Source organism: Lishizhenia sp. (genome assembly GCF_033720595.1).
Lineage (GTDB): Bacteria > Bacteroidota > Bacteroidia > Flavobacteriales_D > Crocinitomicaceae > Lishizhenia.
In genome coordinates this window covers 1-11931 of sequence record NZ_JAWWCF010000083.1, presented here as the reverse complement: position 1 = coordinate 11931, position 11931 = coordinate 1, and the positions used below count along the sequence as shown (strand labels likewise).

The 11931-nt window shown below is 38.7% G+C and carries 7 protein-coding genes; 3 read left to right on the top strand and 4 right to left on the bottom strand.

From position 1 onward, the window contains the following. The coding region (locus R3333_RS07580) for a pyridoxal phosphate-dependent aminotransferase family protein (RefSeq protein WP_318958185.1) at window positions 1-873 on the top strand (873 nt) is incomplete at its 5' end. A 146-nt stretch (window positions 874-1019) separates the two neighbouring features. Here R3333_RS07580 and R3333_RS07575 read toward each other — a convergent pair. Further along, window positions 1020-3017: a flavin monoamine oxidase family protein gene (locus R3333_RS07575; protein WP_318958184.1), complete on the bottom strand. Its 1998-nt coding sequence runs from the start codon at window positions 3015-3017 to the stop codon at window positions 1020-1022. 218 nt (window positions 3018-3235) lie between these two features. Between R3333_RS07575 and R3333_RS07570 the strand changes: the two genes are divergently transcribed. Then, the gene (locus R3333_RS07570) at window positions 3236-5692 is read left to right on the top strand and encodes a PIG-L family deacetylase (RefSeq protein WP_318958183.1); all 2457 of its coding nucleotides are present in this window, start codon (window positions 3236-3238) and stop codon (window positions 5690-5692) included. A gap of 109 nt (window positions 5693-5801) precedes the next feature. After that, window positions 5802-7460 carry a sodium:solute symporter gene (locus R3333_RS07565; protein WP_318958182.1) on the top strand — a complete coding sequence of 553 codons (1659 nt, stop codon included), beginning with the start codon at window positions 5802-5804 and terminating at the stop codon, window positions 7458-7460. A 131-nt stretch (window positions 7461-7591) separates the two neighbouring features. Here the strand turns inward: R3333_RS07565 and R3333_RS07560 are convergent, their stop codons facing one another. The 3 genes from R3333_RS07560 to R3333_RS07550 all read right to left on the bottom strand — a co-directional run. Next, a complete protein-coding gene (locus tag R3333_RS07560) occupies window positions 7592-7984 on the bottom strand; it encodes a hypothetical protein (RefSeq protein WP_318958181.1) in 393 nt (130 codons plus the stop codon). A gap of 155 nt (window positions 7985-8139) precedes the next feature. Further along, window positions 8140-9603, bottom strand: coding sequence for an acetyl-CoA carboxylase biotin carboxylase subunit (locus R3333_RS07555; RefSeq protein WP_318958180.1), 1464 nt, complete (start codon window positions 9601-9603; stop codon window positions 8140-8142). Window positions 9604-9620: 17 nt separating this feature from the next. Then, window positions 9621-11931: translocation/assembly module TamB domain-containing protein (locus tag R3333_RS07550; protein WP_318958179.1), on the bottom strand; the 2311-nt coding region annotated here is incomplete at its 5' end.

Below are 11931 nucleotides of genomic sequence, written 5' to 3'. Positions count from 1 at the left end.
GAATTGGAGGAACAACTTTCCCAACACTTCCATTCAGAAGCAGCTTTGCTCTTCAATTCAGGTTACGATGCCAATTTGGGCTTGTTACAAGCTTTGGTGAAGCGTCATGATACCGTAATTTACGATGAACACATCCATGCTTCATCTAGAGATGGATTGATATTGGCGCGCTGTAAATCTTACAGTTTCAAACACAACTCACTTTCTCATTTAGAAGAACGCTTGCAAAAGGCAGAAGGGATAGTTTTTGTTTTGATAGAATCGCTCTACTCCATGCACGGAGATTTGGCCGACTTAAAAGGAACGGTTGAAATTTGTAAAAAATACGGTGCTCATTTAATTGTAGACGAAGCTCATGCCGGAGCTTGTTTTGGTAAAAATGGCGGTGGAAGAATAGAAGAACTAGGATTAGAAGATGAAGTTTTTGCACGTCTACTCACCTTTGGAAAAGGATTTGGAGCGCACGGTGCTGTGGTGCTATCTTCTCAATTGGTAAAGGACAACCTAGTGAACTTTGCACGCTCCTTCATTTACACCACTACCCTTCCAGAAACCAGTGTTTACCGCGTTCAGCAAATTATAACACAAACCGACTTCAAGGCTTTACAACTAAAATTGCAAGCCAACATCGCTCGCTTTTGTGATGTATTTGGATTGAAAAACAATGGTAGTCCGATACAGTGTTTAACTGCTGACAATATAGACACCTTAAAAGCTTGGGAAAAGAAATTAAAGGCAGCTAACATAGGTATTAAGTGCATACTTCCTCCTACTGTTAAACCCGGCGAAGAAAGGTTGAGAGTTTGTGTGCATGCGTTTAATACAGCAGAAGAAATTGAACAATTAGCACAGCTTATTCAAACTGCTGTTTAAGTTTCCCCGGAGTAGTATTTCACGCTTCGTATGTCGCTCATCTCGACTCCGCTCGATAACCTGAATCAGATCATTTAATTATTCAATAGATATAGGTTTCCGAGCGGAACGATAAATTAATATTTCTCTAGCACTGGTAAGACCAATTAATTCACTGAAAACAACTCTGTATCTGTACTTACCTTAACGGTTTGTTCTTCTTTCTTATAATCATAGGTTGGCCAAGAAGGATAATCTTCTTCCAATGAGAAATTCGGATGTTGAAGCACTGCTCCCGGTGTATGTTTAATCATGTGCAACACACAATCTAAGGCAGAACGCAACGCTGGTTCTGTCCAACCACCTTCTACCCCATAATTCTCACCTGCAAAATACAAATGCGAAGCTTTGGCGAAATGTTCATTGTAGCCCAAATCTATCATGTTCTCTGCCTCGTTGTGGGCTCTGTACAATTTAGAACATCCCAAATAGGTTGGTTCTTTGATCCATTGTATAGAAACAGGTTTTGTAGTATCTATGTATTCAGTAATATCCTCTCCCAAGGTTTCCATGGTTATAGACTTCAACTCTTTGAGCACGATATCACTCAATTCTTCATTGTTGAAAGCCAAAAGTTTCAACGAATCATCCTCCCAGGTATAGCTGGCCAAAATCACACCCGGATCTTCTGGTTTATTGCTCCATGCTAATCCATACATGTCTTGTATCAAGGTGTCTGTTACCAAAACTTGTGGAATTTTACAGTCAGGAAATTGTTCTTTATCCCAATACCTGGCTTTTAAAGGGAAGAATAATTTACAGCTCGAAATGTTGTGCTGCGTTTGTGCGGCAATGATTTTATCCTGCGGTAACTCTTCTTCTGGGAAACCTTCAAAATCCATAGACAATTGCGCTGCCCATTTGGTAGAGGTTACCAAAGCCTTGTCAAAAAATTGTCCCTCGGGATGCTGCTCTGAGTAGACCAACACACCTTTCTCTGTCTTTTTAATTTTAGTTACAGGAGTTTCCATGAACAAATCCCCTTCGGTAAACAAAGACTTCTCTTCTTCCCCTGGTAAGGGTGCAAACATTAGGTATTCTGCCAAACCTTGAATTCCTTCATAACTTGGTCCTTCAAAGGCCTTTTGTGGAGTTGATGAATCTAAGACAGTTCGCATAAAATAGGGCAATTCCTCTGGGTGGGCCAAACCTTCTACCGTTTGTAGGTTAGAGTCAAAACCAAAATAAGTACAACGAATAAACCACATCGCACCGATGTCATAGAATGCTCCCCAGCTTCCATCACCTGTACCTATGATGTATAACAAATTGGCTTCTTCAGCAGTCATTCCAAAACCGCCCAAATCACCATCAAAATCCTCTAAATGAGCAATTTTATGTAAAATTTCTTCGCGGTCTAAAGAGGGTTCTAACACCAAATCTTTAAAACTCATCCCTTGGTAATGTGCACGAAGCTTACGCCAACAAATCGTCCACAATTCATTGTTTTGTGTATAGTATTGTTTGGCAGCCTGTTGGAAGTTTTTTCCAAACTCTTCTACTTTCTCACATAACTTCTGCAATACTTCATTTTTGGGGTATCGACGAACACCGTCCTCATCCAATGGCCAAAAGATCATACTCGGCTTTTCACTTTCTGCCCCTTTTGGTCCAAATCCTTTATTGATATAAATACCCGTATTTCCTGGTGCAGCTCCAGGGTTTGGGAAAGGTGTAAGTATTGCTTTATTTCTACCTGGCTCGTGATTTAAATAATACCCTAACAAGCAATTTTCATCACCTGGTTTACTAAAGAAAGGCATACGCATGGCTCCCATTTCCAAACCGGCGTGCTTACGCTCTATCCCTTTATCTAAAGGATTTTTCAAGGTATATAATCTTCCTCCAATGCGATTAGAAGCTTCAAAAAGGGTCACTTTATAACCACATCGCAACAATTCTCTAGCAGCCGTAACTCCCGCTACTCCCGCGCCCATTATGGCAACTGAGGGTTGGTCTTGCTCTAGTTTGGCTAATCCATTTGGAGATTCTTTTAACAACTTAAAATAGTCAAACCTAAAATCAGCAGGGTTTGGAAAATTTGGAACCCAACTTTTGGGATCACTATCTTGTGTTTTGATATTATTCGTAATACCAGGCTTCATATTTTAATTTTTCGGGTGAAAAGTGTCGAAGTACATCTCTATACCTCGAAATTTGGGCGCAAAGAAAGTCATTTAAAAATTTAATTGAAACAAGAATGTTTTAAGATTCGGGGAAAAAGGGATGAAATAATAAGCGTGGATTCTTAAAGTAATTGGATTGTCATTTATTGTCAAAAAATATGCTTTAAAGGCTGGTTCTTTTATTTATTTTTAGCCCTATGCAAAGAAATTATATCACCCAGGGAATTTTAATACTTACCCTTTTCTTTACCTCATTTGCGAAGGCATCAGAACCTTCCTCTTCCATTTATGTTCAACTGCAAAAATTACACTCTTTAAAACGTGTGTTATATGTTGCTGCTCATCCCGACGATGAGAATACCAGAGCTTTGGCTTGGTTTTCTTTGGGAGAAAAAGCAGAAACGGCCTACTTCTCCTTAACCCGTGGAGATGGCGGACAAAACCTAATCGGAAATGAGTTAGGTGATGCTTTAGGTGTATTGCGTACCCAAGAATTGCTGGCTGCAAGATCGCATGATCATGCCAAACAGTACTTTTCAAAGGCCGTGGATTTCGGTTATTCAAAATCTGCAGAAGAGTCTTTCCAAAAATGGGGTAAGGATGTATTGATGGCGGATTTAGTTTTGATGATACGTCGCTTTAAACCAGATGTGATTGTAACGCGTTTCCCACCCGATAAAAGAGCCGGACATGGTCACCACACCGCCTCTGCCCTTCTTGCATTAGAAGCATTTGATAAAGCGGCCGATGCCAAGTATTTACCAGAACAAGTAAAGGAATTAGGAACTTGGCAAGTAAACAGCGTTTATTGGAACTCATCGTATTGGTGGAATCCGAGCATAGCTGATTCTGCTGCCAACAACCCAAATTACTTGGTTAAAGACATTGGAGGATACGCCCCGATGTTAGGAAAATCTTACAACGAAATTGGAACGCTTGCACGTTCTCAGCATAAATGTCAAGGCTTTGGAAACTTGCTTGAGCGCGGTGAGCAAATAGAGTACTTTGAGCATTTGAAGGGTAAAAAACTTAAAAACTCTTTCTTTGAACATGCACAACGAGATTGGTTTAATTTGACCAAAAGCAATGTGGAAAAGCGCTTCAATAAACTCTTGGAGAATTTCAATTTCCAAGACCCTGCACAAAACATCCCTGCTTTACTCGAAATATTGAACTACATGGAACAAATTGTAGATCCTCAATTGCGCGATGAAAAAGTTGCGCTGTGTAAAGAAATCATAGCCCAATGTTTAGGAATGAATTTAGAACTATTGGCAGACGATCACAGTTTTGCTTTAGGAGAAGAAATTCCTCTAGAACTCGTAGCTATCAATAGATCATCTACACCTGTCACTTTAAATTCTTTGCGTTTAAGTGATGGAACTGAAATTAATCTCTCTGAAGAAATTCCTGAAAATAAAGAATACAAACATCGTCTAAAAACGGCTCCCACAACGGTTCTTTCCACTCCTTATTGGTTGAGAAATGAGCATACAGATTTGTATACGGTAAACGACCCTCAAAATTTATTAAGGGCTGAGAATAGAGCCGCTATTCACGGTTATTTACGCATAGAAATTGAAGGTCAAACCTTAGAATTACCGGTTTCGGCAGATCATAAATGGAGGGATCCTTCTTACGGAGAAAGACGCAGACCATTGGTGATAGCTCCAAAAATCACTGCAACACTCGATCAAAACATATTGATTGCAAAGCCTGGTGTTGAAAAAGAAGTTTTGATAACGCTGCACGGATACCAAAACAATTACGAAGACGAATTAAGTATTACAGTTCCTGAAGGTTGGAAAATTAGTCAGTCTACTTTTAAGGTACACTTCACCAAGAAACACCAAGAACAAAATATTATCCTTCAACTTACGCCAAGTACTAACGCTGCATCGGGCGAATTATTGATTAAGGATAGTTCGGGAAAAAGCATCTATGATGCAACAGAAATCAGTTACGACCATATCCCCACTCAAGTCATCTTTTCTCCTTCACAAATGAAATGTATTCCTTTAGATGTGCAAGTGAAAGAACTCAAAGTAGCTTACATCAAAGGTGTAGAAGATGCTGTTCCTAATGCTATTCGTCAATTAGGTTTAGAAGTGGATGAGTTTGAGGTAAGTGAACTACCTAGCGTTGATTTAACGCAATACACAACCGTTGTACTCGGAATTCGTATCTACAATGTTCATCCTGAATTGGAAAACTTCCACCCTCAACTCGAGAATTTTGTGAAAGCGGGAGGTAAACTAATCCTTCAATACAACACGGCTTCAAGATCTGGCAATTTTCAACCCTTTGCTCCCCTCCCATTTAAAATTGGAAGAAACAGAGTAACAGAAGAAGATGCCACAGTAAACATATTAGATGCTGAACACCCTATTTTTAATGTACCCAATAAAATCACACCTGAAGATTTCGATGCTTGGGTGCAAGAAAGAGGGTTATATTTTGCGGAGAACTATACGCCTGCTTATACGCCATTATTGAGTTGGGCCGATCAAGGTGAACAAGCTCAAGAAGGAGCTTTGATTGTTGCTGAGTTAGGAGAAGGACAAGTGGTTTACACTGGAATTTCTTTCTTTAGAGAACTTCCTCAAGGTGTGATTGGGGCCTATCGTTTATTCGCAAACATTTTAAGTTACTAGTTATGGAGGAAAAAGATAAAACCAACTGGAAAGCGTGGTATTGGGCCTTGGTTGGATTTTTAGCCTTGCAGATACTCTTGTATTTATGGATGACTAACACCTATACTTTATGAGTTGGATAGATTGGACTGTATTACTGGTTACTTTGTTTTCTATCGTAGCCTATGGAACTTGGAAAACCAAGCTAAACAAAGACCTTAAAGGATATTTAAAGGGTGACAACTCCGAGAATTGGGCTACAATCGGCTTGTCCATCATGGCTACCCAAGCCAGCGCCATCACTTTCTTATCAACGCCTGGTCAAGCCTATGAAAGTGGGATGGGCTTTGTGCAATTCTACTTTGGATTGCCCTTAGCGATGATATTCATTTCTGTATTCATCCTCCCCATTTATTATCGTTTAAAAGTATATACTGCCTACCAATATTTGGAGGAGCGATTTGATGTAAAGGTGCGATCTTTTACTGCTTTATTGTTTTTACTTTCCAGAGGTTTGGCGGCAGGTATCACCATCTATGCCCCAGCCATTATTTTATCTACACTATTAGATTGGAACTTACAGTTGACCTGTATTTTAATTGGTGGCTTGGTGATTATTTATACCGTTTCTGGTGGAAGTAGAGCCGTTTCACTTACTCAAAAATGGCAAATGGGAATCATCATGACCGGAATGTTTATTGCCTTTTATTACGTCTTAGATAGTTTCCCAATCGGCATAGGTTTAAGTGAAGGAGTTGACATCGCCGGAGCTCTGGGTAAGATGAATATTATCGACCTTTCCGTTGACACCGGAAACAGGTATACTTTACTTTCTGGACTTACAGGAGGATTGTTCTTATTTATCTCTTATTTCGGTACGGATCAATCGCAAGTACAGCGTTATTTAGGAGGTAAATCATTGAAAGAATCTCGCCTGGGGTTAATGTTTAATGGATTGATGAAAATACCGATGCAGTTTTTCATACTCTTCATTGGCGTGATGGTTTTTGTCTCTTTTCAATTCAACAAACCGCCTATAGTTTTTAATCAGCATTTGGTAGATATAACACCTACTCAACAAGCAGAACTGGTAGAAATTGAAAAAGCCTACGACCTTGTTTTTAGCGAAAAGAAACAACTATTAAGCACACAAGCAGATTTACATGTACCGCAACAGTTACAGCTTAAACAAGACTCCCTACGCGTCTTATACAAAGAAAAGTTAAGTTCTTTTGATCCAGATTATGAAGAAAAAGACAGCGATTATATTTTCTTAGGCTTTATATTAGAGTACTTGCCTCCAGGTTTGATTGGACTGCTGTTGGCAGTTATCTTTTCTGCAGCAATGTCATCCACAGCTGGAGAATTAAATGCTTTAGCATCTACCACCACTATAGACTTTTACAAAAAATTCTGGTCAAAATCTGATGAAGATAAAAAGGACGTTAGAGTATCTAAAGTACTGACCATTATCTGGGGATTACTCGCCATAGTCATCGCCTTAACTGCAGGACTTTTCGAAAACCTCATCCAATTGGTGAATATACTTGGATCTTTATTCTACGGTACTATTTTAGGTGTCTTCCTTTTGGCCTTTTTCTTTAAGCAAGTTGGTCACCAAGCAGCATTACTGGCAGGAATAGTAGGACAATTAACGGTATTGATAATACACGTAATGAAAGTCTACGAATTCTTTGACCTAAGTTATTTAATGTACAATATTATCGGAAGTACGGTAGTAGTTCTCGTCGGACTTACCCTTGAATACCTTCACTTTAAAAGGGCATAAATCAAAAAGCTGGAAATCAAAATAGAACTTTGATTTCCAGCCTTTCTTTCCTTGTTAAGGAAAATTTTGAACAACAAATTAGATGCTTCAAAAATTCTCTTGAAGATTGGTAAAGTTACAGTAGTAATACCTCACAATTTAAGGTACCATTCTGGGTCCATGAATTTCAACGCATGTTCTCCAAATGTTAATTGTCTTTCATCTGAAATTAAATAAGTAGACCTTTCACCATTAATAGCTGAGAAGATAACTGTGTGTTCTACTCCATTGCTATCTGTTTTCAAAATCCTTACTAAACGTTCGTCAGAAGGTAAGTGTAAAGATTCTGTACAGCTAGGACAGTGAAAGTGGGTTAAATCACCTTCGTGTATATCCAATTTCGGATTTAACTTGGTTGCATAATCCCCTATTTCTTCACTCAACAATATCACACCACTGTTTCCGTGCGGTTTTTTTACCGCTAGGGCTATATAGCCTTGTGCATTTAAGTATGCATGACAATATGGACAATTATAGTGTTTCATACCCTAGAAGGTACGAATATTTGATGGAATAAACACAAAAATAATTCAGCTGAAAAGAAGAAAGTTCAACGAATAAATTAATTATATCTAAACTATTATGCACAAAAAATGGGACTGCTCAATGAACAGTCCCACCTATATATCCTCCGAAAGAATTAGTTGTTAACAGGTTTTACTGCAAACTCTTCTTTCTCTCTTTCTTTTAATCTATCCCAAATTTGGTTGATACCGGCTTTCAAAGCTTTCTCCTCCTCTTTTTGAGCTACTTTCATTACTGTTGGATCTTCAAAGTAATGCTTCACAAAATTGGTGTCAAAATTACCTGAAGTAAAGGCATTGTGTTTCATCACATACTTACCAAAATCTAAGGTTGTTCTTAAACCAGAAATTTCGTAATTATCAATTGCTTTAATCATACGTTCGATAGATTGTGCTCTATCTTCACCGTAGGTTACCAATTTCGCAATCATTGGATCGTAGTAAATAGGAATTTCCATTCCCTCTTCAAAAGCATCGTCTACACGTACCCAGTCAAAGTTTGGTTTTCTATATCTACGTAACGTCCCTATGTCCGGAGCAAAGTTATTCAAGGCATCCTCTGCGTACACACGTACTTCCATAGCATGACCCTTCATTTTAATTTCTTCTTGCTTTAACGGCAATTCCTCACCTCTAGCCACTCTAATTTGCCATTCTACCAAGTCTAGCCCTGTAATTTCTTCAGTAACCGGGTGCTCAACTTGTAGACGTGTATTCATTTCTAGGAAGTAGAAGTTTAAATCCGCATCAATTAAAAATTCAACGGTTCCTGCGCCTTCGTAGTTACATGCTTTGGCAACGTTAATTGCTGCTTGTCCCATCTCTTCTCTAATTTCAGGAGTAAGAACAGCACTTGGAGCCTCTTCAATTACCTTTTGGTGACGACGTTGGATAGAACATTCACGCTCAAATAAATGAACTGTATTTCCATGACTATCTGCAAATACTTGAATTTCGATGTGACGTGGTTTCGTTACAAATTTCTCAACGAAAACTGCATCATCACCAAACGAAGAACGCGCTTCTGATTGGGCCAATTGCATTTGTTCCACCAAATCCTCTTCACGCTCCACTAAACGCATTCCTTTACCTCCACCACCGGCAGAAGCTTTGATCAAAACTGGGAAACCAATTTGCTTGGCAACATCAACAGCTTCTTCAAAATCAGAAACTGCTTTATCAATACCTGGAACTAAAGGAACATTAAATTCCTTTACCGCTTGCTTAGCACTTAATTTATCTCCCATCAACTCCATAGCGTGTGCCGATGGTCCAATAAACTTAATTCCTGCAGCTTTTACCTTTTCAGAGAACTCAGCGTTTTCAGATAAGAAACCGTATCCTGGGTGAATCCCATCTGCACCTGTTGCCTTGGCAGCTTCTAAAATTCTCTCTTGCACCAAATAACTCTCTGCTGAAGGTGAAGCTCCAATATGAACAGCTTCATCAGCTTCTAAAACGAAAGGAGCATTGGCATCTGCGTCAGAATAGACAGCTACACTTTCTATGTTTAACCTGTGTAAGGTTCTAATTACCCTTCTCGCAATCTCACCACGGTTGGCTATCAATACTTTTTTCATCTCTTGTATTCAATATATTAATTCTCCTCATCTAACAACGCAGGGTTGTCTATATACTCCTGAGGAATCTTCTTTTTATTGTTATTATCTTCTTTTTTGTCCTCTTCTTTTCGAAAGAGGTTACCAATATACTGGAATAATTTGAAGTCACTTAAATTTTGAAAGTCTTCTTGGTAATGAATACCTACACCTTGCGTAAATTGACCTTGGTTGTTATCTTGTATTACAGAATAATCATTGGATTCGTTGTAGACATTTACACGCATGGTTCTGGCTTCGTTCAATACATATTCCACACGTACATCACCAATGATATTACTTGTATTAGTCGCGGAAGAACTTGCATTATTTTCTACCCCAAAGGATGTTGAAACAATGAGTTTATCATCCAAGAATTCTTTACTCACCCCGAGCTCCACAGAGTTATCTCCCGTTAGCTGATCTCTGTCTAAAGCAACCCCTATGTTCGCTCCGGTGTTTAACTTATCTATCAATGAATTGATTTGGGTACTTACCAAATCCAAACCACCACCTATAGATCCTCCTGAATTAAGCGGTATAAACTGTTTGAAGACCATCAGATTAATAAATTGACGGTTTAACTCATCTTGGTCTGATCGTATTCTTGCCAAAGTTGCTTTACCCATTTCGTTGGCTTTGGGAGCTTTGATGTCAAAAGTAATCTCTGGCTTCATTAACTCTCCATTCAAACTCAAATAACAATTGATCTCATCTTTCCTGGTCCCATTATTCGTCATTACATCTTGTACCACCACATCTAAATTTGCTGTAGTCTTGTAATAGGTTTGTAGATTTACGGTTGCATCGTAAGGACTTCCCGTCCACTGCACAGTTCCTCCTTTTTCTAGAATAAAGTTTTGCTTGTAAGGACCTAACACAAAGTTGTAGTTCCCCCTATCCACAGTGAATACTCCCTCCATGGTCAATTGGTTGTAATTATCTAAACTAATGATAATGTTTCCCCCTCCATGAGCTGTGATTTCATCTCCTGTGGCATCATTAAAAATTACTTTTAAACGAGCATCAGGTGTTACGCCAATATTTAAATTCAATTCTACTCCAGTAAAATCAATTTTGGGTTCATTAGATAGCAATGAATCTGCCACACGCGGAAGCCATTCTATGAATTCGGCCTCTTCAATCTCTGAAGCCCCGTACATAGGAAAATCTATCCATGTTCCTTTTCGCGTGTTTGCATTTACATCGATAATTAAGTTGTCTGAATACCCTGAAATATTCGCAGTTCCTCTGATATAAGCTTTACCATAGTAGTACTCGTCCGGATCATACTTCGTATTCATAACCAAAAAGCGGTCTACAGGAACAAATTTGTTATTGACCAGATATTCTTCCATATCAAAGGTTAAATCGAAGTTGAAATTCTTAAAATTATCATGGAAAATCTGTCCTACCACAGACCCCGTATTCCCCTCTTCATCCTTAATAGGAATGTTGTTTAAGAACACACCATTTTCTACTACTTCTATCTCTCCATCAAACTTAAAGTTGGCACCGAGTAATTGAAGTTTTGCATTCCCATTAGAAAGCTTCACCTTTCCTTCTAAAACTGGCGCATCTATCTCCCCTCTAACTTTTACCTTACCAGCAAGGTTACCGGCAATGTTAGATACCACATCTTCATCCATAAAGGCATTTGCCACCTGTAAATCTGCACCTTTAAAATCTAGCAAGAAGTTCAGATTATCTTCCTTGGCAACCACATCATAGTAACCACTAAAGTCAAAAGTTTCTATCCCTCTATAATTGATTTTTCCTTCAACATCTATTTTCTTTTGTTTTTGTCGATAAGCCGCCAGCAATGCAATATCACCTACCTCTTCACTATTAATGAACAGGGAATCTATGTTTCCGTTCCCTGTAAAAAACAAATCTGTAAAAGGTGTAGCTATTTCACCTTTTATGTTGGCAATTCCTTCTACTGCAAAATCTCCAAAAACTCCAGCAATATCGCTCAAATCGAAATCTTTGGCCACCACCTCGAGTTTATCATTTGGTTCATTGCTTATTAAACCATCTAAACTTAAGTATTGGTTATCTCTTGCCATGCGGAAATTATCGACATCCAAACTATCGCCTTTGATATGAATCACTGAGTTTTTACGTATATCCCAGCGGTGATCTCTTATGGTGAAGTATGACGTTTTAATATCAAACTTTAAATCATCTTCTCCTTTGATATAGGTGTACCAAGAAAGTGACGTAGGGTTCAATTTGGTTGCATTCCAAGACAATTGAGCATCTAATAAATCACCTAAACTCATGCTGGTAAAGTGGAAGTCCTCACAG

Bases quoted from the DNA above. Each gene is read 5' to 3' on its own strand.
- R3333_RS07575 (WP_318958184.1), bottom strand. From the start codon at position 3,017: ATGAAGCCTGGTATTACGAATAATATCAAAACACAAGATAGTGATCCC.
- R3333_RS07565 (WP_318958182.1), top strand. From the start codon at position 5,802: ATGAGTTGGATAGATTGGACTGTATTACTGGTTACTTTGTTTTCTATC.
- R3333_RS07555 (WP_318958180.1), bottom strand. From the start codon at position 9,603: ATGAAAAAAGTATTGATAGCCAACCGTGGTGAGATTGCGAGAAGGGTA.
- R3333_RS07570 (WP_318958183.1), top strand. From the start codon at position 3,236: ATGCAAAGAAATTATATCACCCAGGGAATTTTAATACTTACCCTTTTC.
- R3333_RS07560 (WP_318958181.1), bottom strand. From the start codon at position 7,984: ATGAAACACTATAATTGTCCATATTGTCATGCATACTTAAATGCACAA.